The sequence below is a fragment of the uncultured Pseudosulfitobacter sp. genome (genome assembly GCF_963976325.1).
In the GTDB taxonomy this organism is placed as follows: domain Bacteria; phylum Pseudomonadota; class Alphaproteobacteria; order Rhodobacterales; family Rhodobacteraceae; genus Pseudosulfitobacter.
In genome coordinates, this window is the sequence record NZ_CAXBJW010000001.1 from 627,836 (window position 1) to 650,231 (window position 22,396).

At 62.6% G+C, this 22,396-nt stretch carries 24 protein-coding genes and 2 tRNA genes; 13 read left to right on the top strand and 13 right to left on the bottom strand.

Annotation, left to right across the window (positions count from 1 at the left end):
- Positions 1-5: 5 nt before the first annotated feature.
- The 3 genes from ccoN to AAC077_RS03125 form a co-directional block, all read right to left on the bottom strand.
- Positions 6-1,601, bottom strand: a complete 1,596-nt coding sequence (ccoN, locus tag AAC077_RS03115; protein ID WP_339766476.1) for a cytochrome-c oxidase, cbb3-type subunit I — start codon at positions 1,599-1,601, stop codon at positions 6-8.
- Positions 1,602-1,726: 125 nt separating this feature from the next.
- A complete protein-coding gene (locus AAC077_RS03120) occupies positions 1,727-2,134 on the bottom strand; it encodes a universal stress protein (protein ID WP_231032808.1) in 408 nt (135 codons plus the stop codon).
- 73 nt (positions 2,135-2,207) lie between these two features.
- The gene (locus AAC077_RS03125) at positions 2,208-2,942 is read right to left on the bottom strand and encodes a helix-turn-helix domain-containing protein (protein WP_339766477.1); all 735 of its coding nucleotides are present in this window, start codon (positions 2,940-2,942) and stop codon (positions 2,208-2,210) included.
- A 60-nt stretch (positions 2,943-3,002) separates the two neighbouring features.
- On the opposite strand from AAC077_RS03125, the gene hemN reads away from it, so the two are divergent.
- On the top strand, positions 3,003-4,358 hold the full coding sequence (gene hemN, locus AAC077_RS03130) for an oxygen-independent coproporphyrinogen III oxidase (protein ID WP_339766478.1): 1,356 nt from the start codon (positions 3,003-3,005) through the stop codon (positions 4,356-4,358).
- Between the two features lie 171 nt (positions 4,359-4,529).
- Here hemN and AAC077_RS03135 read toward each other — a convergent pair.
- Positions 4,530-4,604, bottom strand: a tRNA-Asn gene (locus tag AAC077_RS03135).
- An 81-nt stretch (positions 4,605-4,685) separates the two neighbouring features.
- Positions 4,686-5,597, bottom strand: coding sequence for an MBL fold metallo-hydrolase (locus AAC077_RS03140; RefSeq protein ID WP_339766479.1), 912 nt, complete (start codon positions 5,595-5,597; stop codon positions 4,686-4,688).
- A 45-nt stretch (positions 5,598-5,642) separates the two neighbouring features.
- Between AAC077_RS03140 and AAC077_RS03145 the strand changes: the two genes are divergently transcribed.
- Both AAC077_RS03145 and AAC077_RS03150 read left to right on the top strand, forming a co-directional pair.
- The gene (locus AAC077_RS03145) at positions 5,643-6,956 is read left to right on the top strand and encodes an ATP-binding protein (RefSeq protein WP_339766480.1); all 1,314 of its coding nucleotides are present in this window, start codon (positions 5,643-5,645) and stop codon (positions 6,954-6,956) included.
- A 41-nt stretch (positions 6,957-6,997) separates the two neighbouring features.
- Positions 6,998-7,324, top strand: a complete 327-nt coding sequence (locus tag AAC077_RS03150) for a VOC family protein (protein WP_339767932.1) — start codon at positions 6,998-7,000, stop codon at positions 7,322-7,324.
- A gap of 110 nt (positions 7,325-7,434) precedes the next feature.
- Here the strand turns inward: AAC077_RS03150 and AAC077_RS03155 are convergent.
- Positions 7,435-7,511, bottom strand: a tRNA-Ile gene (locus AAC077_RS03155).
- Between the two features lie 115 nt (positions 7,512-7,626).
- On the opposite strand from AAC077_RS03155, the gene purM reads away from it, so the two are divergent.
- From purM to rnd, 3 genes are all read left to right on the top strand, one after another.
- Entirely contained in the window at positions 7,627-8,679 is a 1,053-nt protein-coding gene (purM, locus tag AAC077_RS03160; protein WP_339766481.1) for a phosphoribosylformylglycinamidine cyclo-ligase, read from the top strand.
- A complete protein-coding gene (gene purN / locus AAC077_RS03165; protein ID WP_339766482.1) occupies positions 8,676-9,266 on the top strand; it encodes a phosphoribosylglycinamide formyltransferase in 591 nt (196 codons plus the stop codon). Before purM ends, purN begins: the two co-directional genes overlap by 4 nt.
- A 77-nt stretch (positions 9,267-9,343) precedes the next feature.
- A complete protein-coding gene (gene rnd / locus AAC077_RS03170; RefSeq protein WP_339766483.1) occupies positions 9,344-10,504 on the top strand; it encodes a ribonuclease D in 1,161 nt (386 codons plus the stop codon).
- A 99-nt stretch (positions 10,505-10,603) separates the two neighbouring features.
- On the opposite strand, the gene AAC077_RS03175 is transcribed toward rnd, so the two are convergent.
- Entirely contained in the window at positions 10,604-11,134 is a 531-nt protein-coding gene (locus AAC077_RS03175) for a hypothetical protein (protein WP_339766484.1), read from the bottom strand.
- A gap of 138 nt (positions 11,135-11,272) precedes the next feature.
- On the opposite strand from AAC077_RS03175, the gene AAC077_RS03180 reads away from it, so the two are divergent.
- Positions 11,273-11,680, top strand: coding sequence for a SufE family protein (locus AAC077_RS03180; RefSeq protein WP_339766485.1), 408 nt, complete (start codon positions 11,273-11,275; stop codon positions 11,678-11,680).
- Positions 11,681-11,730: 50 nt separating this feature from the next.
- Here the strand turns inward: AAC077_RS03180 and AAC077_RS03185 are convergent, their stop codons facing one another.
- Positions 11,731-12,381: a DUF1638 domain-containing protein gene (locus tag AAC077_RS03185; protein WP_339766486.1), complete on the bottom strand. Its 651-nt coding sequence runs from the start codon at positions 12,379-12,381 to the stop codon at positions 11,731-11,733.
- A gap of 106 nt (positions 12,382-12,487) precedes the next feature.
- On the opposite strand from AAC077_RS03185, the gene AAC077_RS03190 reads away from it, so the two are divergent.
- On the top strand, positions 12,488-12,979 hold the full coding sequence (locus AAC077_RS03190; protein ID WP_339766487.1) for a hypothetical protein: 492 nt from the start codon (positions 12,488-12,490) through the stop codon (positions 12,977-12,979).
- A 1-nt stretch (position 12,980) separates the two neighbouring features.
- On the opposite strand, the gene AAC077_RS03195 is transcribed toward AAC077_RS03190, so the two are convergent.
- Together AAC077_RS03195 and AAC077_RS03200 are read right to left on the bottom strand one after the other, a co-directional pair.
- Positions 12,981-13,166, bottom strand: coding sequence for a hypothetical protein (locus AAC077_RS03195; RefSeq protein ID WP_339766488.1), 186 nt, complete (start codon positions 13,164-13,166; stop codon positions 12,981-12,983).
- Positions 13,167-13,258: 92 nt separating this feature from the next.
- On the bottom strand, positions 13,259-13,957 hold the full coding sequence (locus AAC077_RS03200) for a B12-binding domain-containing protein (protein WP_339766489.1): 699 nt from the start codon (positions 13,955-13,957) through the stop codon (positions 13,259-13,261).
- A gap of 202 nt (positions 13,958-14,159) precedes the next feature.
- Between AAC077_RS03200 and AAC077_RS03205 the strand changes: the two genes are divergently transcribed.
- Positions 14,160-15,236, top strand: a complete 1,077-nt coding sequence (locus AAC077_RS03205) for a PA0069 family radical SAM protein (protein WP_339766490.1) — start codon at positions 14,160-14,162, stop codon at positions 15,234-15,236.
- A gap of 12 nt (positions 15,237-15,248) precedes the next feature.
- Here AAC077_RS03205 and bmt read toward each other — a convergent pair whose 3' ends face one another.
- The 3 genes from bmt to AAC077_RS03220 form a co-directional block, all read right to left on the bottom strand.
- Entirely contained in the window at positions 15,249-16,268 is a 1,020-nt protein-coding gene (gene bmt / locus AAC077_RS03210) for a betaine--homocysteine S-methyltransferase (protein ID WP_339766491.1), read from the bottom strand.
- 39 nt (positions 16,269-16,307) lie between these two features.
- The gene (locus tag AAC077_RS03215; protein WP_339766492.1) at positions 16,308-18,188 is read right to left on the bottom strand and encodes a phosphatidylglycerol lysyltransferase domain-containing protein; all 1,881 of its coding nucleotides are present in this window, start codon (positions 18,186-18,188) and stop codon (positions 16,308-16,310) included.
- A 150-nt stretch (positions 18,189-18,338) separates the two neighbouring features.
- Positions 18,339-18,659 (bottom strand): DUF1476 domain-containing protein, encoded by a 321-nt coding sequence (locus tag AAC077_RS03220; RefSeq protein ID WP_339766493.1) that lies wholly within the window; start codon positions 18,657-18,659, stop codon positions 18,339-18,341.
- Positions 18,660-18,836: 177 nt separating this feature from the next.
- Between AAC077_RS03220 and purC the strand changes: the two genes are divergently transcribed.
- The 4 genes from purC to AAC077_RS03240 are packed head-to-tail and all read left to right on the top strand — an operon-like array spanning position 18,837 to position 22,395.
- Positions 18,837-19,598 (top strand): phosphoribosylaminoimidazolesuccinocarboxamide synthase, encoded by a 762-nt coding sequence (gene purC / locus AAC077_RS03225; RefSeq protein ID WP_339766494.1) that lies wholly within the window; start codon positions 18,837-18,839, stop codon positions 19,596-19,598.
- Positions 19,599-19,655: 57 nt separating this feature from the next.
- Positions 19,656-19,886, top strand: a complete 231-nt coding sequence (purS, locus tag AAC077_RS03230; RefSeq protein WP_114292581.1) for a phosphoribosylformylglycinamidine synthase subunit PurS — start codon at positions 19,656-19,658, stop codon at positions 19,884-19,886.
- Between the two features lie 32 nt (positions 19,887-19,918).
- Positions 19,919-20,587: a phosphoribosylformylglycinamidine synthase subunit PurQ gene (gene purQ, locus AAC077_RS03235; RefSeq protein WP_339766495.1), complete on the top strand. Its 669-nt coding sequence runs from the start codon at positions 19,919-19,921 to the stop codon at positions 20,585-20,587.
- 38 nt (positions 20,588-20,625) lie between these two features.
- A complete protein-coding gene (locus tag AAC077_RS03240) occupies positions 20,626-22,395 on the top strand; it encodes an ATP-binding protein (RefSeq protein WP_339766496.1) in 1,770 nt (589 codons plus the stop codon).
- Position 22,396: the final 1 nt, after the last annotated feature.

Consider the following 22,396-nt stretch of genomic DNA (forward strand, 5'->3'; position numbering starts at 1 on the left):
CTCTCTTATTCTGCCGGGACGCCGACCGGTGCGGTGCGCTTGGCGCCGCCCCGGATGGTCATCCACATGTTCCAGCACATCAGGATGCCGCCCGAGAGGTACAGAACCCCGCCCAGTCCGCGCACCACGTACATCGGGAATTTCGCAGCCACGGTGTCGGCGAAGGTGTTGACGAGGAAGCCCTGGTCATCGACTTCGCGCCACATCAGGCCTTCCATGATGCCGGTCACCCACATCGACGAGGCGTAGAGAACGATGCCGATCGTGGCCAACCAGAAGTGCCAGTTGATCGCGGACATCGAATACATCTTCTCGCGGCCCCACAGGCGTGGTGTCAGGAAGTACAGCGCGCCAAAGGTGATCATGCCGTTCCAGCCAAGCGCGCCGGAATGCACGTGTCCGATGGTCCAGTCAGTGTAGTGCGACAGCGAGTTGACCGCGCGGATCGACATCATCGGACCCTCGAAGGTGGACATGCCGTAGAAGGCCAGCGAGATCACGAACATCCGCATGATCGGATCGGTCCGCAGCTTGTCCCATGCGCCTTGCAGCGTCATCAGGCCGTTAATCATGCCGCCCCAGCTTGGCATCCACAGCACGATCGAGAACACCATGCCCAGGGTCGAGGCCCAGTCGGGCAGGGCGGTGTAATGCAGGTGGTGCGGACCGGCCCAGATATACAGGAAAATCAGCGCCCAGAAGTGGATGATCGACAGTTTATAGCTGTAGATCGGGCGTTCGGCCTGTTTCGGCACGAAATAGTACATCATGCCAAGGAAACCCGCGGTCAGGAAAAAGCCCACGGCGTTGTGGCCGTACCACCACTGGGTCATCGCATCTTGCACGCCCGAGAAAACCTGAACTGATTTGCTGCCCCAGAAGCTGACAGGGATCGACAAGTTGTTGACCACATGCAGCATCGCCACGGTGATGATGAAGCTGAGAAAAAACCAGTTGGCCACGTAGATGTGTTTCTCGCGGCGTTTGAAGATGGTGCCAAGGAAAACCGCCAGATAGGCCAGCCAGACGATGGTCAGCCAGATGTCTGTGTACCATTCCGGTTCGGCGTATTCCTTGGACTGGGTTGACCCCAGCAGATAGCCGGTGGCCGCCAGAACGATGAACAACTGGTAACCCCAGAACACGAACCACGCCAGATTGCCGCCCCAAAGCCGTGCGGCGCTGGTGCGTTGCACCACATAGAACGACGTGCAGATCAGCGCGTTGCCCCCGAACGCAAAAATCACCGCCGAGGTGTGCAGCGGGCGCAGGCGGCCAAAGTTGGCAAAGGGTTGCGCCCAGTCAAAGTTGAGCACCGGAAAGGCCAGTTGGAAGGCGATGAACGTGCCCACCAAAAATCCGGCCAGCCCCCAGAACGCCGTGGCAATCACGCCGGCGCGAATGACGCCGTCCTGGTATCCGCTGGTGTCTTGCACCACCTCCGGCTCGTCGATGCCACGCAGCACCCAGACAAACATTGCAGCCGCGATCACCATGATCAGGACGGCGTGCACCTGATAAGCTATGTCATGGGCGAAGTTCGCCCCCATCGCGGCGATCAGGGTTATCAGCCCCAGCGCGATCAATTTAATATATTCCATGTGGCACCTTATTGTACGCAGCGGCCCGTTTGGGCGGGTCTGCGGTTCTGTTCGCAGTGTCTCAGTAGACGGGGCCGCGCATACGCTCTTTGATCTAAGTCAATTTTTAGTGAACAAATGCGCGACTATCTTACGACGTGCACAGCGCAGCCTGCATGCCCGACGACATGATGCGCCACCGAACCGAGGAAAAAGTCGCTCATGACCGGTTTGTGCGAGGCGATGACGATGCAATCGCAGCCGTTTTCTTCGGCCCAGCGGCATATGCGCGGACCGGCCTTGCCTTCGCAGATGGCGGCACGGCTGCCGGGCAGGGTGGCGACCATGGCGTCCAGTGCGGTTTGCACGGTGTCACGGGCGGTGGTGATGAAATCGGGGGGGAAGTATTCCGACACATAGACCGGCACGGTTTCGATCACGTGCAGCAGGGTGATCTGTGCACCGGTTTCGGCCAGCGCCTGGGCGGCTTTGAAAGCGGACTGCGTGTCGCGGCTGTCGCCCAGCATGACGGGGATCAGGATATTGTTGTACATGGTGTTGCACTCCTTGGGTTTCCCAAGCAGTGAACGACGCCGGCGCGCACCGCGCCTTGATCCAGATCAGGTTTTAGAAAAGAACGCCGCCGTCGGAATCGTCGCCTGACGCGGCGTGCAGGGCGGCCATGTCGACCACCTCGAACCGCCGACGGTCGACGAATTGCAACACGCCCTCTTTCTTCAGGGCGTTCAACTGGCGGCTGACGGTTTCCAGTGTCAGCCCCAGATAGTTCGAAATCTCGTCACGGGTCAGCGGCAGCACCAGCGGTTCGTGATCCAGCCCCAGCCCGTCAACATGCTGCCGGCGCACCATCATCTCGACAAAGGTCGCGATCTTTTCGCGGGCGGTCTTGCGGCCCAAAAGCAGCATCCAGTCGCGCGCGGCGTCCAGTTCGTCCAGCGCAATCTCCAGCAGGCGCTGCGACACATGGGGCACCTTGGCCAGCATTTTTTCGAACGGCACCCGCTGGAAACAGCACAATGTCAGCTCGGTCGCGGCCACCACGTCGAATTCAATGGTCTTGCGGTCGGGGCGGCCGATGAAATCGGACGGCATCAGCAGGCCCACCATCTGGATGCGCCCGTCTTCCATGGTTTTGCTCAGCGTCGCCACGCCTTTGACCACCGACGCCACATAGGTCAGGTCGTCGCCACGCCACAGAATCGGATCACCCGCCGCAAAGGTCTTGTAGGACTTGATCTGCTCCAGTTGCTCGATCTCGTCCGCGTCACAACGCGAACAGACAGCGCGGTGCCGGATCGGGCATTCGCTGCATTTCGGACGGGTGAGGAGGTCAACAGTCATATTTTTCGGCTTTTGATCTGTGTCAAAGTCATCGAGGAGGGCGCACGTTTAAGTAGCGGAATGACACAGATTGATCAACTCCGCCGCTACGGACTTTTTGACGCAAAGGTCCCGCGTTACACCAGTTACCCGCCTGCGAACCATTTTGCCGCAGATGCCGGCACCCTGCACCAGCGCGACTGGTTGCAGGCCGTGCCGCAGGGGTCCGAGGTATCGCTGTACATCCACATTCCGTTTTGCAAACGGCTGTGCTGGTTCTGCGCCTGTCGCACCCAAGGCACCAAGACGCTGCGCCCTGTGGACGTCTATGTGAATGTGCTGCTGCAAGAGATGGTTCAGGTTGCGCGATTGTTGCCGTCGGATGTGCGGATCGGACGTCTGCATCTGGGCGGCGGGACGCCCACGATTCTAAGCCCGAAGACGATGACACGGCTGCTGAAGGGCGTTTTTGACAGTTTCCAGCGCGCGGAGGGGTTCGAGTTTTCGGTCGAGATCGACCCGACCGAAGCAGCGCCCGATCTGCTGCAAACACTGGCCGACCATGGCATGAACCGCGCCAGCATCGGGGTGCAGGACTTTGACCCCAAGGTGCAGGATGCCATCGGGCGGGCGCAAAGCTTTGCCCAGACCTTTGACTGCATCCAGATCCTGCGTGATGCCAAAGTGCACAGTCTGAACATGGATCTGCTGTACGGGCTGCCGCACCAGACCCGCGCCAGCCTGGTCGACACGCTGGAACAGGTGTTGGCGCTGCAACCGGACCGGCTGGCGCTCTATGGCTATGCCCACGTGCCATGGATGTCGAAACGGCAGGTGATGATCGACGGCACGGCGCTGCCCTCGGCCGAGGCGCGATTCGAACTGACGGACATGGCGCAACGTATGCTGCGTCTGGACGGGTTCCTGCCCATCGGCATCGACCATTTCGCCCGCCCCGGCGACAGTCTGGCCGTGGCCGCCCACAGCGGCGGGCTGCGCCGCAACTTTCAGGGCTATACCGACGATCAGGCCAAGGTGCTGATCGGGCTGGGCGCATCGGCCATTTCGCAATTCCCCCAAGGTTATGTGCAGAATCACGCAGCCACGGCGGCGTATACCTCGGCCATCGGCCAAGGGCGTCTGGCGGGCGCGCGCGGCCATGTCCTCAGCGACGCGGACCGGCTTACCGCGCGGATGATCGAACAGTTGATGTGCAGCTTTGCCATCGAAGCGCAGGCTTTGGCGGTCGAATTCCCCGATCAGGGCGCGACCGTGGCCGGCGCAGTGGCGGCCTTGGTCGCGGCCTATCCCGACGCGTGCCGCAGCGACGGCACCGGATTGCAGATCGTTGACGGCTTTGCCCCGCTGGTGCGGGTCATGGCCGGTCACCTGGACCACTACCGCGCGGGGCAGATGGCGCACAGTTCCGCGATTTAAGGGGGTTTTGCCCGCCCGCATCACCGAGGCAATTTGTCAGCCAAGCCAATCGGAAACCGTTTGCGCAGGCCCAGCACTGAAAGTTGGTGCGGGCCGGTGCAACGGGGCGCGAACGAAGTCGGCCTGAAAATAAAAAAGCCCTCTAAGGTGTTGACCTTAAAGGGCTTATTATGGCTCCGACGGTAGGGATCGAACCTACGACCAATTGATTAACAGTCAACTGCTCTACCGCTGAGCTACGTCGGAACGGTTCGCGCCGTATAGCAACAGTGATTTCAGCCGTCCAGAGGGTTTTGCCGAAAAAATCAACTTTTTCAACGGGGCGGATCAAAGTGCCTTGAACGTGGTGCCGGCGGTCAGTTTGCCATCGGGGGCGGCGCGGTCTTTTCCGGTCAGATCGACCAGATGGGCCAGCACGTTGCGCGTGGCCGCGCCTTGCAGGGCGGGCGGGGTTTCGGTGTAGATCGCGGCGGCAAGCTGTGCGGCGGTGGCGGGGCCTTGGGACAGGTGGTGCAGAATCGACGCTTCGCGGCCCAGGCGGTGGCTGACCAGCCAGTCCAGCCGCGCAGCAGGCTCGGTCACAGGCGCGCCGTGGCCGGGGTAGAACACCCGCCAGTCGCGCGCTTGCAGCCGCGCGCAGGAGGCCATGAAGTCGGTCAGATCACCGTCGGGGGGCGACACAAGCGACGTGGCCCAGCCCATGACATGATCGGCAGTCAGGCACGCGTCGCCCCATGCCAGACACAGGTGATTGCCGATGTGGCCGGGGGTGTGGATCGCCTCGAGCGTCCAGCCGTCGCCGTCGATGACCGTTCCATCCGGCACCTCGATGTCCGGGGTGAACGCCGTGTCGATGCCTTCGCCGCCGCCCACAGTGTCGCCCTTGGCCAGTTCGGCCATCACGGCGCTGCGCCCCGCGTGCGGCCCGCCAAAGGCCAGAACCGGCGCGCCGGTGCGCTGCGCCAGCGGACGGGCCAGCGGCGAGTGGTCCAGATGCGTGTGGGTGACGATGATGTGGGTGATCTGCTGATCCGGCCCCACGCTGGCCAGAATCGCCTCAAGGTGCGCGTCATCCTCGGGGCCGGGGTCGATCACGGCCAGACCGCGGGTGCCCAATAGATAGGTGTTGGTGCCGCGATAGGTCATCGGTGACGGGTTCGGCGCCACGATCCGGCGCAGCCCGGGTTCCAGCGTGTCGGCCACGCCAATGGCGGGATCAAAATCATCGGGTGGCATCATGGCTGGGGCCTTCTCTCTGCTGGTATTCACCGCTAGGGTTTAGCCATGTCCTTCGAGTGGCTCAAACACTATATGCCCCGCAGCCTGTATGGCCGTGCCGCATTGATCCTGCTGTTGCCGGTGGTCTTTGTGCAGGTCGTGGTGTCGGTTCTGTTCACCCAGCGCCATTTCGAAGGGGTCACCGCGCAGATGACAACAGCCGCAGGGCGCGAGATTGCGCTGGTGCTGGACGCTGTGGATGCGGCACCAGGGCGCGCGTTGATCGGGGCGACGGTGCAGGACATTGCGCCACAGCTCGAGATTTACGTAACACCGGTTGATGCTGTGCCTGATCACGACAGTTGGGACTGGCTGGACCTGTCGGGTGGATTCGTCGTGGCGCAACTGCGCAAGAATGTACCGTCCGCGCAGGCAATTGACCTGACCCAAGGCAAACGTGCGCAGGTCTACGTCGACACCCGCATGGGTCCGGTGCGGGTGGATCTGGACCGGCGCAGGCTGTCGGCGGCCAATCCGCACCAGTTGTTCGTGAACATGATCTTTTTCAGCGTGCTGATCAGCATCATCGCGCTGATCTACCTGCGCAACCAGTTGCGACCGATCAAACGTCTGGCCCGCGCGTCCGAAGCCTTTGGCCGGGGGCGGCATGTGCCCTATACGCCGGGCGGTGCCACCGAAGTGCGCGCCGCCGGTGCGGCCTTTGTTGACATGCGCAACCGGATCGAACGCCAGATCGAGACGCGCACGCTGATGCTGTCGGGGGTCAGCCACGATCTGCGCACGCCGCTGACGCGGATGCGCCTGTCGCTGTCAATGCTTGAGGACGACGACCGCGAGGCGCTGGAACAGGACGTGGACCAGATGCAAAGCATGATCGACGAGTTCCTGAATTTTGCCAAGGGCGCGCAAGAGGGCGAACCCGAAGAGATCGACCCGCTGGCGCTGATCCGTGACATTGTCGGCGACCAGCAGCGCGCAGGGCGGCCCGTCACACTGATCGCGGCCACGGGCGAGGGCACCATCAACCTGCGCCCCGTCGCCATGCGCCGCGCCATCGAAAACCTAATCAACAACGCCGTGCGCTACGGGGCCAAGGCGGATGTCAGCGTTGCCCTGACCGAAAAATCCCTGCGCTTTCGGGTCGAGGATGACGGCCCCGGCATCCCCGAAGACCGCCGCGCCGATGCGCAGAAACCCTTTACGCGGCTGGACCCGTCGCGCAATCAGGACAAGGGCGGCGGCGTGGGGTTGGGCCTGGCCATCGCCACGGACATCGCGCGCGCCCATGGCGGCGTGTTGCGGTTGGGGCACAGCGACCGGCTGGGCGGGTTGCAAGCGGATATTGTCATCGCGCGGTAACCATAGGGGAAACCATAACCGTCAAACGCATCGTTACAAACATCGCCACACCGTCGGTGGACGTCGTGCGCGATTTCTATGCCGACCTGTTCGATCTGTCGGTGGTGATGGATCACGGCTGGATCGTCACGCTGGCGTCAGGAGAGACTGCGCAGACCCAGATCAGCATCGCGTCCGAGGGCGGTTCGGGCACACCCGTGCCCGATCTGTCGATCGAGGTGGACGATGTTGATTCTGTCTATGCGCGGGCCAAACAGCTTGGCCACACTATCGTCTATGACCTGACGGACGAGCCATGGGGCGTGCGCCGGTTTTACCTGCGCGATCCGGCGGGCAAGCTGATCAACGTGTTGGCGCATCCTGACTGAAATGCCCCAGGCAGGCTGGACGAGTCGCCTGTGCTTGCGACTTGCAACAGGCCGAACACAGCCGATACCACGTAAAACATGCCTCACAACGCGCTGAAATATATGGATTTTGGTAGGCCCGGCAGGACTTGAACCCGCAACCAAAGCGTTATGAGCGCTCTGCTCTAACCAATTGAGCTACAGGCCCGCCTGGGCGTTTGGGTATGTCGCCGCGCGCCCTTCGTCAAGAGAGAGCGTTGCACGCACGCGCGGGATGTTCTAACCCCACGTCCAAAGCGACGCATTTGCCAAGGACCACAGCCATGACCGAGCCGAAGAACGGGATCACCTATGCCGAAGCCGGCGTGGACATCGACGCAGGCAACGCGCTTGTCGAGCGGATCAAACCCGCCGCCAAAAGCACGCAGCGCAGCGGCGTGATGTCGGGCTTGGGTGGTTTTGGCGGTTTGTTCGACCTCAAGGCCGCAGGGTTTAGCGATCCGGTTCTGGTCGCCGCCACCGACGGCGTGGGCACCAAGCTGCGCATCGCCATCGACACCGGCAACGTCGACGGTGTGGGCATCGACCTGGTCGCCATGTGCGTTAACGATCTGGTCTGTCAGGGCGCCGAGCCGCTGTTTTTCCTGGACTATTTCGCCACCGGCAAGCTGGAACTGGATCAGGCCGCACGCATCATCGAAGGCATCGCCAAGGGCTGCAAAGCCTCGGGCTGTGCGCTGATCGGTGGCGAGACGGCGGAAATGCCGGGCATGTATCCGGCGGGTGATTTCGATCTGGCCGGTTTTTCGGTGGGTGCGATGGAACGCGGCACCGAGCTGCCCGCAGGCATCGCCGAAGGTCAGGTGTTGCTGGGGCTGGCGTCGGACGGGGTGCACTCCAACGGCTTTTCGCTGGTGCGCAAGATTGTCGAGCTGTCCGGCCTTGGCTGGGATGATGCGTGCCCGTGGGACGCGGAAACCACGCTGGGTGCGGCCCTGCTGACGCCGACGCGGCTGTATGTGACCTCTGTTCTCGAAGCGATCCGCAAGGGCGGCGTGCGCGGTCTGGCGCATATCACTGGCGGCGGCCTGACCGAGAACCTGCCGCGCGTGCTGCCCGACGGTCTGGGCTGTGCCGTCAATCTGGACGCATGGACGCTGCCGCCCGTGTTCCGCTGGTTGGTGGACAACGGTGGTATGGATCAGGCCGAGCTGCTGAAAACATTTAACGCCGGGATCGGCATGGTTGTCGTCGTTGACGCCGACGCCGTGGACACGCTGGTGCCGCTGCTGCAAGCCGCCGGCGAAACCGTTTGCACGCTGGGCCAAGTGGTCGCGGGCGCGGGCGAGGTCACCTACAGCGGAACGCTGGTGTGACGCAGCGCGTCGCGATTTTTGTCTCGGGCGGCGGGTCGAACATGCGGGCGCTGGTCGAGGATATGACCGGTGACCATGCGGCGCGGCCCGTGGTCATCGTGTCCAACAATGAAAACTCCGGCGGCATCGCATGGGCCAAGGAGCAGGGCATCGCGACCGAGGTTGTCGATCACCGCCCCTACGGCGAGGATCGGGCCAGCTTTGAACAGGCCCTTGATGCAGCTTTGGCCAAACACGCGCCCGACATCATCTGTCTGGCCGGTTTCATGCGGGTGCTGACGGCGGGATTCGTCAGCCCCTGGCAGGGCAAGATGCTGAACATCCACCCGTCGCTGTTGCCGAAATACCGTGGCCTGCACACCCACCGCCGCGCCATCGAGGCGGGCGACACCAGCCACGGTTGCACCGTGCATCTGGTCACGCCGGAACTGGACGATGGCCCCGTTCTGGGGCAGGCCACCGTGCCGATCCTGCCCGAAGACACCGCCGACGCGCTGGCCGCGCGGGTGCTGGAACAGGAACACCGCCTGTACCCCGCCGTATTGCGCCGCTTTGCTTCGGGCAACACTGCGCGGCTGGATTTGTGACCTCTCTGGTCTTGCCCTGACCTTTGGTGTAGTCAGATCGGACCCGCGCAGCCCGGACATAAGGTTAAGACCCCACGATGAGAACACTGACGACGACCGAAGAGCTTGCAGCCTACTGTGAAGAGGCCGCAAAACACCCTTATGTAACCGTCGATACAGAGTTCCTGCGCGAACGTACCTACTATTCAAAGCTGTGCCTTGTGCAGTTGGCCATGCCCGGAACCGACGACAGCGGCGCCGTGCTGCTGGACCCGCTGGCCGAGGGCCTGTCGCTGGAGCCGCTGTACGATCTGTTCCGCGACACCTCTGTGGTCAAGGTGTTCCACGCCGCGCGTCAGGATCTGGAGATCTTCTTTGTCGATGCGGGCGTCTTTCCGATTCCGCTGTTCGACACGCAAGTCGCGGCGATGGTCTGCGGGTTTGGCGAACAGGTCGGCTATGAAACCCTTGTGCGAAAGATCGCCAAGGCACCGCTGGACAAGACCTCGCGGTTTACCGACTGGTCGCGCCGCCCGCTGACCGATGCGCAGAAAACCTATGCGCTGGCCGATGTGACCCACCTGCGCCAGATTTACGAATTTCTCGCCGCACGGCTTGAGGAAACAGGGCGCAGTGCCTGGGTCGAGGAAGAGCTGAAAATCCTGCTGTCGCCCGACACCTATACCGTGGCCCCCGATCAGGCATGGAAACGGGTCAAGACCCGCACCAACAGCGCCCGTTTTCTGGGCATCGTGCGCGAGCTGGCCGCCTTCCGCGAGACCTATGCGCAGGAACGCAACATCCCGCGCAACCGCGTCTACAAGGACGATGCGTTGGTCGAACTGGCCAGCAACAAGCCGCAAAACCTGGAAGAGCTGAACCGCGCGCGCCTGCTGCTGCGCGAAGCGCGCCGTGGCGACATTGCCGATGGCATTCTCGAGGCCGTCCAACGCGGCGTGAACACGCCCGCCGACCGCCTGCCAAAGCCGGACACCAGCCGCGAAAAGCTGCAAGTGAACCCCGCGCTGGCTGACCTGTTGCGCGTGCTGCTCAAGGCCAAGACAGAAAGCGCCGGCGTCGCTGCAAAGCTGATCGCACCCGCCGCCGATCTGGACGCGATCGCCGCAGGCCTGCGCGATGTGGATGCGCTGACCGGTTGGCGTCGGGAAGTTTTTGGCAATGACGCGCTGCGCCTGTGCGACGGCAAGATCGCGCTTGCGGCCAAGGGTCAGACCGTCCGCGTCGTCGAACTGGACTGATCCCGCGCGATTTCGCGCAGGCTGGTCCTGTTTCTCTGGTTTAAAAAATCCCGGGGGCGCCCGCAGGGCGGGGGCAGCGCCCCCTAATGCCGTCTGCCGTTACCGGCGCGACGTACGCGCGTTGCGCGCACCAACCACGCGGATGGTGCTGACGCCACGCAACTGCTGTTCGGTCACCGCATGGGCTGCTGTCACGGTCCGCGTGGCCTGTGACCCGCCGGGACGGGCGTTTTCGGGCAGGCGGCCTTCCAGACGATAGCTCAGCACGCCGTCGACCGCTTCGTCATCCTCGTTCTCCGGGGTCAGACGCACCTCGTACAGACCTTGGGCTTGCGACACGCCCGATGCGCGAATGATTGCACCGCCCGGAACCCGTTCGATGACCAGGTCCGACACGGTGTCGATCGGCGTGCCCAGATAAATGTCACGCTCGGCCCGTTTGCGCGCAAAAAGCCCGGCCCGTTGGCTTGGGATCAACGGATTCGTGCTGGCCGCCGTCGGCGCGGTTGCAACCGGTTCAGAGCGCGAGCCGACAAACCAGTTGAACGGATTGACGCGGCTGTCACGCACAGTGGCGCATCCGCCAAGGGTCATGGACGAGATCAGAAGGGCACTAAGTGTAAGACGCATATCGGATTGCCTGTTGTTTGGCTTGTGTTAGCCCATCGGGCCCGTATTGAAAAGCGTATTGAAAAGCATCATGCGCGGGGGGTGGACCTTTGGCCAGAGGCGTCTTACCTCGTGTGGGCAATCAGAGAGGTGTTTTTCATGGCTCAGGCCGCGTTTGAAGAGATCGTGGAAGATTTCGAATTTCTGGAAGATTGGGAAGATCGCTATCGCTATGTCATCGAACAGGGCAAGGCGATGGACCCGCTGGAGGACGCGCTGAAGGTGCCCGCGACCAAGGTGGACGGCTGCGCCAGCCAGGTCTGGCTGCATCCGCAGATCGACGGCGGGGTGTTTCACTTTGACGGGGAAAGCGACGCGATGATCGTGAACGGTCTGATCGCTGTGCTGCGCAAGCTGTACAACGGTGTGCCTGTGGCCGAAGTTCTGGGCGTGGATGCGCGGGCCGAACTGGAACGGCTGGGGCTGAACGACCATCTGTCGGCGCAGCGGTCCAACGGGTTGCGCGCGATGATCGAGCGGGTGCGCGCCGTGGCTGCTGCGGCTTAATCGGGGGCCAGCCCCCGAGACCCCCGGGATATTTGGGGCCAAAAGAAGGTTCAGAGGTCTTTGAGGTGGGTGGCAAGATCACCGTAGCCGGTAAAGCGACGCTCGAATTTCAAGCCCAGCCGGTCCGCCGCGGCGCGGGCTTTTTCCGTTAGGGCGGGGTCGTCGGTTTGCGCCTGATAGACCAGTTTTTCGTAGTTGGCGAAATACATGTCGCGCAGTTGCGGGTGGCGGTCCAGGCCCATCGGCTTGATGATGAACGCCTCGAACTGGCGGACCAGGAAGTCGGTCAGATAGAAGGTCGTGATCTCGCTTTCGCTGTGGTGCGCAAAGCGGTCGTTGCCTTCGAAAAAGCTGTAACAGTGGGGACCGGCCACCATTTCAACGCCCATTTCGGCGCAGGCGGCTTGCAAAAGACCACCGGTGCCGCAATCCGCATAAACCACAAAGATATTGTCGTAGCGGTCGCGGTGTTTGGCGACGCTGTCGCGCACGGCTGCGGTGATTTTGTCTGGGTACAGGTGGTATTTGGCGGGCAGGCAGGTCAGGTCCATGTGAGTCCAGCCGTTGGCCTGCTTTAGGTCCAGAATTTCGCGCGCCAGCGCCCCACAGGCGATCAGCAGGATCGAGTCTGTGCCCTTGGCCCGCAGGCCGCTTTCGGTCAGCTGGTCAAGGTCGGGCAGGGGGGCGGTGTGATCTGTCACAATTCTAACCAATGCGTGTGGGGTATCTGTGCATCGTTGCACGGTGCCACGGAAGCTGCGTAGCTGGATGTGTCAGATACGACATTTCAGACAGGGATGGAACACAATGACGATTTATACCAACAAAGCGGGCGTGAACACGGCCACGCTGGGGCTGATGTTTATATCGGGCTGCTTTGCGACGATGGCATTTGATCTGTGGGGGCAGGTGATCAGCCCTGCCTTGGGTTTTGCCAATCTGTCGCCGCACGGGCTGGCCAAAAGCCTGTTTGGCGCGCTGGGGCTGCCGAACGGGGATTTTGCAGGGTATTTCATGCATTTCTATCTGGTGGGGCTGATCGGCTATCCGGTGGGTTGGCTGTTCATTTTCAAGCCTGTGTGGGATCGGGTGATCGGCGGTGGCTTGCCGTGGATCGTGCCCGCAGCAGTTTACGGCTTTGGCCTGTGGGTCTTTGCCATCGGCGGGATCACCGCCATTGCGGGGTTGCCGTTTTTCCTGAACTTCACCGGTATCACCTGGGTCGCACTGGTGGGCCATGTGCTGTACGGGATCGTCATGGTGGCGGTGATGGTCTGGCTGACACGGTCCAGAGTTTGATCTAAGGGTCTTTGGTCCGGTCGCGCAGCAGCCGGACCAGAACAAAGGCCAACAAGGCAAGCGGCACCAAGGCTGTTGCCGCCTGTGGCAGGCTGAAGGCCGCGGCGGCCAGCATGGCCAGCCACACGGTGACGGCGGCGGCTGCGATCACGACGACAAGGATCAGGGCAAGGCGGTTAAATGGCATGGGCACTCCTTTGACCTTTATCTGGGGATGCGCGCGCCAAAAGAAAAGCCCCGCCGGCAAGGGCGGGGCTGGTTCATTCAAAAAGGCAGGTTTCAGGCGTTGGCGCGGTTGTGCTTGCGGCCCATGAAATCCTTGGCCGTTTCCACGGCCACGGCTGCGTCACGGCAGTATGCGTCGGCACCGATGGCTTTGCCGAACTCTTCGTTCAGCGGCGCGCCGCCCACCAGCACGATGTAATCGTCGCGCTTGCCCTGTTCGACCAGCGTGTCGATCACGACCTTCATGTAAGGCATCGTGGTGGTCAGCAGGGCCGACATGCCCAGGATATCCGGACCTTCGGTTTCCAGCGCGGTCATATAGGATTCGACCGCGTTGTTGATCCCCAGATCGACCACTTCGAAACCCGCGCCTTCCATCATCATGCCGACAAGGTTCTTGCCGATGTCGTGGATGTCGCCCTTGACCGTGCCGATCACCATCTTGCCGACGCGCGGTGCGCCGGTTTCGGCCAGCAGCGGCTTGAGGATGAACATGCCGCCCTTCATCGCGTTGGCGGCCAGCAGCACCTCGGGTACGAACAGGATGCCATCGCGGAAGTCGGCACCGACGATGGTCATGCCGCCCACAAGTGCCTTGGTCAGGATGTCGTAGGGTTCCCAATTGCGTTCCAGCAGAATGTTCACGGCCTCTTCGATCTCTTCTTTCAGACCGTCATAAAGGTCGTCGAACATCTGTTGGACCAGTTCCTCGTCGTCCAGTTCCGACAGGATGATTTCGTCTTCGTCTGACATGGCAGATCCCTTTATTTTAGCCCACGGCCCACCGCAGTTTGACCTCTTTTGACACAAAGCCCAAGGGTGACTGTCAAAATTACGACACACGCCGCGCGATGTGCGACCTGAGCGTTACGAAAGCGGATTAATGGCCCAAGGTGACAGGGTAAAGCGGGTTTTGCACTGGCGGGATGTTCCCTCAATGTTCTATAGTGGGGATATGACACGCCAGACCTATGCCATGCGCGCGCTTGGGCGGGGGGCCGCCAGCAACGCGGTCAGCCGCTTTGACCGCCTCAGCCGGACCGAGGAAGACGACGGTTGGGACGCGGGCGAGCCGTTGCCGCCGCTGCGCACCGAAGTCAGTGTCGAGGTGCCGCGCAGCATCATCACCTATAACAAGTCGCCCGATCTGCCGTTTGACCGGTCGATCAACGTCTATCGCGGCTGTGAACACGGCTGTGTCTATTGTTTTGCACGGCCCAGCCACGCCTATCTGGGGCTGTCGCCGGGGCTGGATTTCGAAACCCGGTTGATCGCGCGGCCCGATGCGCCGCAAGTGTTGCAACGCGAACTGGCGGCGAAGCGTTACAAGGTGGCCCCGATTGCGATGGGGACCAATACCGACCCCTATCAGCCGATCGAGCGGGAACATGGCATTACGCGCGCCTGTTTACAGGTCCTGTCGGATGCGGATCATCCGGTGGCCATCGTGACCAAGGGCACGCTGATCGAACGCGACATCGACATTCTGTCGGACATGGCGCGGCGCGGGCTGGTGCGGGTGGGCATTTCGGTGACCACGCTGGACGCAGCCCTGTCACGGTTGATGGAGCCGCGTGTGCCGGGACCGAAACGGCGGATCGAGATCATCCGGCGGCTGGCGCAGGCGGGGATACCGGTGCGGGTCATGGCATCGCCCATGATCCCGGCGCTGACCGATCCAGAGCTTGAGAGCATTCTGGCCGCGGGCAAGGACGCGGGCGCGCGGTCGGCAAGCTGGATCATGCTGCGGCTGCCGCGCGAGGTGTCGCCGCTGGTGCAGGAGTGGCTGGCGCAGCATTACCCCGACCGGGCGGGGCGGATCATGGCGCGCTTGCGTGAAATGCACGGGGGTGCGGACTACGACGCGGCCTGGGGGCGGCGGATGCGTGGCACTGGGCCTTATGCCGAGATGGTGGCGCAGCGGTTCAACGTCGCGGTGAAGCGGCTGGGGTTGAAGACCGCCGGCACGCCGATGCGCTGCGATCTGTTCCGGCCCCCGGTGTTGCCGGGGGCGCAGATGTCATTGTTCTGATTTCGGGTCTGATTACGTGCGGCTGCGGCGGTTGCGGCTGCGGCGTTGGGGGGCGTCGGATTGGTCACCGGTGCCGTCGTTTTCCGAGGAAAACGCGCCCAGCTTGGCGACGATTTCTTCCAGCAGCGGGGCGTCGCCCTTGGGCCGCGTGTCCAGCGCCTCGCGCATGGCGCGCAGGTGGTCGGGCATGGTGCCGCAGCAGCCGCCAATGATCCGCGCGCCGCAGTTGCGCGCCATCACGGCATAGTCGGCCATCAGTTCGGGCGTGCCATCATAGTGGATGTGCCCGTCGTGGTATTTCGGAATGCCCGCGTTGCCCTTGGCGATGATCGGGCGGGTGGGGTTTGCCGCGACAAAGCCCAGCACGGTGCGCAGCAGGTCGGACGATCCGGTGCCGCAGTTGGCGCCGAATGCCATCGGGGCGTTTTCCAGTTCCTGCACCAGCTCGACCAGGCCGGAACTTGTCAGGCCCATCATGGTGCGCCCGGCGGTGTCAAAGCTCATGGTGCCGCACCAGTCCAGTCCGGCCAGCGCGAAGCCTTCGGCGGCGGCGCGGTATTCTTCGGGGGCGGAAATGGTCTCAAGCCAACCCACGTCGGCGCCGCCCGCTTTCAGCCCGTCGGCGGTTTCGTGGAACATCTCGACCGCGACGGCGTGGCTGAGTGTGCCCACGGGTTCCATGATTTCTCCGGTGGGGCCGACCGAGCCTGCCACCACGATGGGGCGGCCTGCGGTATCGGCCACTTCGCGGGCAATCTCGGCCGAGATGCGCGACAGGGCGTGGGCGCGTTTGGCGGCACCGTGCAGTTTCAGCCGCGAGGCGTTGGCCCCGAACGAGTTGGTCAGGAAGATGTCCGACCCGGCATCGACCGCGCCGCGATACAGCGTGGTGATGCGGTCGGGGTGTTCCTCGTTCCACATCTCGGGCGCGTCACCCGACATCAGCCCCATATTGAACAGGTTGGTGCCCGTGGCGCCATCTGCCAGCAGGGTGTCGTGGGTTTCAAGCATCTTGCTTAGCAAATTCGTCATCTCAGGGCCTTTCTCGCGCGCGCGTGATTGTTCCATTTGTCACGAAGCGCGGCGGCTGGCCACCTCATAATTCTCAACACCATCATGAGCCGCCGCATTCAAGGGCGGGTCGGGGCGGTGCACGGCGCGGGTGATGTCGGCCAATGCCAGCGTCAGGGCGGCCCAGTTCGGGGCGGCGGCATAACGGGGGTGCCATGCTGGCGCAAAGGCGGATTTGAACTGGCGCAGGCCCGATCCGCCGCTCCGCAGGACCATCTGAACGCCAAACCAGCGCCAAAAGCCGCTTGCCGGGTTCGGGCAGGCGGGGATCGCGGCCAGGTTGACCTGTGCAATGCCCGCCAAACGCGCCTGGCAGATCGCGGCGTCGACCAGCGCGAACATGGTGCCATCGGGCAGGGCATCCACATGGCGCACCAGATCAAGGCACCAGTCGTGCGGCCCCATGTGAAAGGTCACGAAGCCGACAAGCTGGCCCTGAACATAGGCCAGAACGCAATGTTGCGCGCGGACATAGCCGCCTTCGAACTGCCCCATGGTGCCGCCGCGCGCGCGGCCGTGGCTGGCCTGCCACGCGGCATCAATGCGTGCCATTTCGGCCAGCGGCAGATGTGAGGGGTGGCAGACCGCGACGCCCGCTTTCTGCGCACTGCGCAGCTTGCGCCGCAGACGGCGATAGGCGGGGCGGTTGGTGTCATAATGTGCCGTGTCAATCACCGCCTCGTCCGCGATGTGCAGCACGGCCCAACCGGCCTTGCGCACCACCGCCGCAGTGCGGGCGCTGCATTTGTAAATGGAGGGCACGCGACTGTGCTGGCGCGCAAGGTGCTTCAGGACGGGCAGGGCGGCCTGCGGACTGCCCACTGTCGGATCGCCAAGGCAGGTCAATGTCTGGCCGGTGGTCCAGGCCACGGCGCTGGTGCCTTGGTACGCAATTGCCCGCGCCGCGGTCTGGCGTATTATGCCCAGTTCGGCACGCTGTGCAGATTGCGCGCAGTTCGGCACCGTCAAGCGCCGGTTGGTCCGCGCGTCCTGCATGGGGCGCAACAGCGCTGCCGCGGCCAACAGGGCAGGCAGCGCATAATAAACGATGCGAAATGCAACGATACTGCCAAGAACATCCGCCGCAGGCACATGCGGCAGCAGTCCCAGCATCATCAGCTCGAACGGGCCGACGCCGCCCGGAGTGTTCGAGATCAGGGCCGTGCCAAGCGCCATCAGGAACAGCGGCAGGAACTGCGCGGGGCTGACTGCTGCATCGGCGGGCAGCAAGACATATAGCGCACCTGCCGCGCACAGCGTATCGACTGCGGTCCACAGCAAAATGGCCATCGACGCGGGCAGGGTGGGCAATTGCACCGACCTGCCGCGCCATCGCACCACGGGGCACAGGAATTGCACCGCCAGCACCGCATTGGCCAACATCAAGACCATCAGCGCGGGGACCACTGTCCAATCGGGCGACGGCAGCAACAGGCAGGCCAGCGCGGTGACCAGCGCCCAGCCCGCCAGAAACGACAGCGAGACAAAGGCGCTCAGGCGCAACGCTTCGGCCAGCGTCAGATCGGGCAGCAGCCGCCAACGCGCCAACGCACCGGTAAAGATGCCAAAGCCCAGGGACTGTGCCAGCGCGATCGACACCGTGCCGGCCAGCCGTGCGGGCCGGTCGCGCAATCCGGTGCCCAGGTGCCTGTGTGCCACGCTGTCATAGCGGCCCACCGCCCACAAGCTGGCCACGCTCAGCCCCAGCGCCTGCACCCAAATCCAGACAGGCACCTGCGCCACATGCGCCCAGATCGCACCGGACATATCGGGTTCGAGCCGCTGCGCCAGGGCTGACAGACACAGGCACAACACCACCGCAGGCACCAGTACCCGCAGAAACAATTGCCCCACCGCATTTGAATTCAGAAATTGCAGCATCTTGCACGGCCCCCCGTTTGCACCCCGTATTCAGGGCTATGCGACGGGGCTGAGCATGACGTTAACGGCAGATACGAAAACGGCGCGCAGCGGGGGCTGCACGCCGGATAAATCGCGCGGGTTTGATTAAACCCGTGGTCTAATGTCGGCTTAGGACTTCACTTCGGTCATGATCTGGGCCTTGGCTTCGGCCATAAGCTGAACCATCTTGGTGCGCACTGTGACCTCGTCGGCCTTGTCGCCCAGATCGCCCGACACCTTGCGGTAGACGTCTTCGTCGCCGGCCTCTTCAAAGTCGGATTTGACCACCTCGACGGCATAGGCGTTGGCCGCATCGCCGGTCTTGCCCAGCAGTTCGGCGGCCCACAGGCCCAGCAGCTTGTTGCGGCGGGCTTCGGCCTTGAACTGCATTTCCGCATCATGGGCGTATTTCGATTCAAAAGCGTTTTCGCGGTCGTCAAAAGTGCTCATGGGCCTGTCCTTTGGAAGTGAATGGCGTGTTTTTAGCATATTGGGTGCCTTTGGGGACCATACAAGTGCCGTCAGGGCAGCGGATTGGTGTGTGTTCCTTGCGGCAGTGCGCCCCTTGCACTAAGAGGACGCTAACGTGACAGGGACTCGGCCCCGTCAACACCAAGGGGAACGTCAATGGCGCGGCGCAAAAAGATTTACGAAGGCAAAGCCAAAATTCTGTATGAAGGCCCCGAGCCGGGCACGATCGTGCAGTATTTCAAGGATGACGCCACCGCGTTCAACGCGCAGAAAAAGGACGTGATCGAAGGCAAAGGCGTGTTGAACAACCGTCTGAGCGAATATTTCATGACCGGTCTGGCGCAAATCGGCGTGCCGACGCATTTCATCAAGCGCATCAACATGCGCGAACAACTGGTCCGCTCGTGCGAGATTATTCCGCTGGAAGTGATCGTGCGCAACTATGCCGCAGGGTCGATGAGCACCCGTCTGGGCATCGAAGAGGGCACGCAACTGCCGCGTCCCATCGTCGAATATTGCTATAAAGACGACGCGCTGGGTGATCCGCTGGTGACCGAAGAACATATCGCTGCCTTTGGCTGGGCCAGCCAGCAGGACATGGATGACATCCTGAGCCTTGCACTGCGGGTCAACGATTTCATGTCCGGCGTCATGCTGGCCGTGGGCATCAAGCTGGTCGATTTCAAAATCGAGATCGGCCGCGTTTACGACGGTGATTTCCAGCGTCTGATCGTCGCGGATGAAATCAGCCCGGATTCGTGCCGGCTGTGGGATATGGAAACCGGTCAGAAGCTGGACAAGGACGTGTTCCGCCGCGATCTGGGCAACCTGACCGACGCTTATACCGAAGTGGCGCGGCGTCTGGGTGTTCTGCCCAAGAACGCATCGCCCATCACCAAACCGACGCTGATCAACTAAGATCGGCGGCGGCCCGCACCATACGAACGACACGATAGCGAAAAGGACCACGGCGCGATGAAAGCTCGGGTACATGTGATGTTGAAAAACGGGGTTCTGGACCCGCAGGGCGAGGCCGTGCGCCACGCGTTGGGCGCGCTTGGCTTTGACGGCGTGAACGGCGTGCGCCAGGGCAAGGTGATCGAACTGGATCTGGCCGAGGGCGCGACCGAGGCTGACGTGACCGCCATGTGCGAAAAGCTGCTGGCCAACACCGTGATCGAATCCTATTCGGTCGAGATCGGCTAAGGCGCATCCGCGCTGCGACAAGGAATGTTTCCATGAAAGCTGCTGTCATCGTTTTCCCCGGTTCGAACTGCGACCGCGATCTGGCTGTCGCCTTTGAGGCTGCGGGCGCAGATGTGCAAATGGTCTGGCACAAGGACACCGAACTGCCCCGCGATGTGGACATCGTTGGCGTGCCGGGCGGGTTTTCCTTTGGCGACTACCTGCGCTGCGGCGCGATTGCCGCCAATTCGCCGATCTGCAATTCGCTCAAGGCGCACACGGATCGTGGCGGTTATGCCATCGGCATCTGCAACGGGTTTCAGGTTCTGGCCGAAACCGGCATCCTGCCCGGTGCCTTGCTGCGCAATGCAGGGCTGAAATACATCTGCAAGACCGTGGGTCTGAAGGTGGCAACCAGCGACAGTGCCTTTACTCAAGGGTACAATGCCGGCGACGTGATCGACATCCCGATCGCGCACCACGACGGCAACTATTACGCCGACGATGCCACCATTGCGACGCTGCAAGATCACGACCGCATCGCGTTCACCTATACCGACAACCCCAACGGCGCGCGCGCTGACATTGCGGGCATCCTGTCGGAAAACCGCCGTGTGCTGGGCATGATGCCCCACCCAGAGCGGGCGGCGGATGCAGGTCACGGCGGCACCGACGGTACGGCGCTTTTCCGCGCGTTGATGGGTGCCCTGAGACCGGCATGACTTGAGCGCGGCGCGCGGATACGATTAAGGTATCCGTCATGCAGGCTCAGGGCGTTTTCAGCAACAACAAGGCTATTGGCTGGCGCGTCCGCGTGGCCTTGGGGCTGTTGTTCGTGTTGGCGCTGTTCACGGTGTGGTTCACCAACAGCCTGCTGACCGATCGTTTCACCCAGACCACGCGCAACCGGGCCGAGCTGCGGCTGGCGCTGTATTCGGGCAACCTGTTGTCGGAACTGCGCCAGAACGCCATCGTGCCGCAATTGCTGGCGCGCGACCCGACGTTGATCGGGGCGCTGAATTCAGCGGATTATTCGCAATCGACGCAGCGGCTGATTTCCTTTGTCGAGGAAATCGGGGCCGCATCGCTGATGTTGCTGGACAAGGACGGGCGCACGGTGGCCGCCACCGACCGCAACCGGCTGGGGTCGTCACACAGCAATGCGTTGTATTTTGTCGATGCGATGCGCGCGGCGGGGACGATCTTTGCCGTGATCCCGCGTGAATCCGGCGGCTATACCTTTACCTATTCGCGGCGGGTGCAATCGGGCGGCGATGTGCTGGGTGTCATCACTGTCGAGGTGGACCTGCAAAAGTTTGAACGCGCCTGGGCGGGGATTTCAGACGCCGTGCTGGTGACCGACAGCACAGGGGCGATCATTCTGGCGACCGAACCGCGCTGGCGGGGCCGGACCGAAGCCGAAGCACTTGCCCGCCAGACCCCGCAAAGCGCCATCGAGCGCGCCATTCAGGCCACCGCCGACTGGACCGCGCTGCCCCCCGATGCCTATATTCAGGGCGAGGGCGTAATGCGGCTGGAAACGCGCATTCCGTTCCGTGGCTGGCGCATGGCGTCCTTCACCACCTACACCTCGGTGCGTGAGCGTGTGAACGGGGTTCTGGCGCTGGAAATCATGGGATTTGCGATTCTTCTGGCGCTGACTTTCTATTTTCTGTCGCGGCGCACCGCGTTTCGGATGGCGCTGTTCCAGCGCGAGTCGGCAGAGCTTCGCGCACTGAATGCCCGTTTGCAGCGGGAAATCGCCGAACGCGAGCGTGTGCAGGAAACCCTTGCCGTGGCCGAACAGACGTTGGAACAATCCAGCAAACTGGCCGCCCTGGGCGAGATGTCGGCCGCCGTCAGTCACGAGCTGAACCAGCCGCTGGCCGCGATGAAAACCTATCTGGCGGGGGCGCGTTTGCTGCTGACCCGCAACCGCAAGGACGAGGCGCTGTCGTCGTTCGGGCGCATCGACGATCTGATCGAACGCATGGGTGCCATCACGCGGCAACTGAAATCCTATGCCCGCAAGGGCGCGGACGCACTTTCGCCTGTGGATATGGGCAATGCGCTGGCGTCCAGCCTGTCGATGATGGAGCCACAACTGCGTCAGCGTCAGGTTCAGATCACCCGCATCCTGCCGGACGAACCTGTGCGCGTCATGGGCGACCGGATGCGGATTGAACAAGTTATGGTCAACCTCTTGCGCAATGCCATCGACGCCACCAGATCAGAACGGAACCCGCAGGTGGATATTATCCTGTCAGCGGGTCAGACAGCGACTTTGACGGTGCGCGACAACGGTCCCGGGATCGAGGATCTGGACGCGTTGTTTGAACCGTTTTACACCACCAAACAGCCCGGCGACGGGGTGGGGCTGGGCCTTGCCATTTCGTCCGGGATTGTAAACGACCTTGGTGGTAGACTAACGGCACGCAACGGCCAAGGGGGCGGTGCTGTATTTGAAATGCAACTTCCGATCCTCTCGCGCGTTGAGGGCGAAAGCAACAACAGCCAAGCGGCGGAGTAGA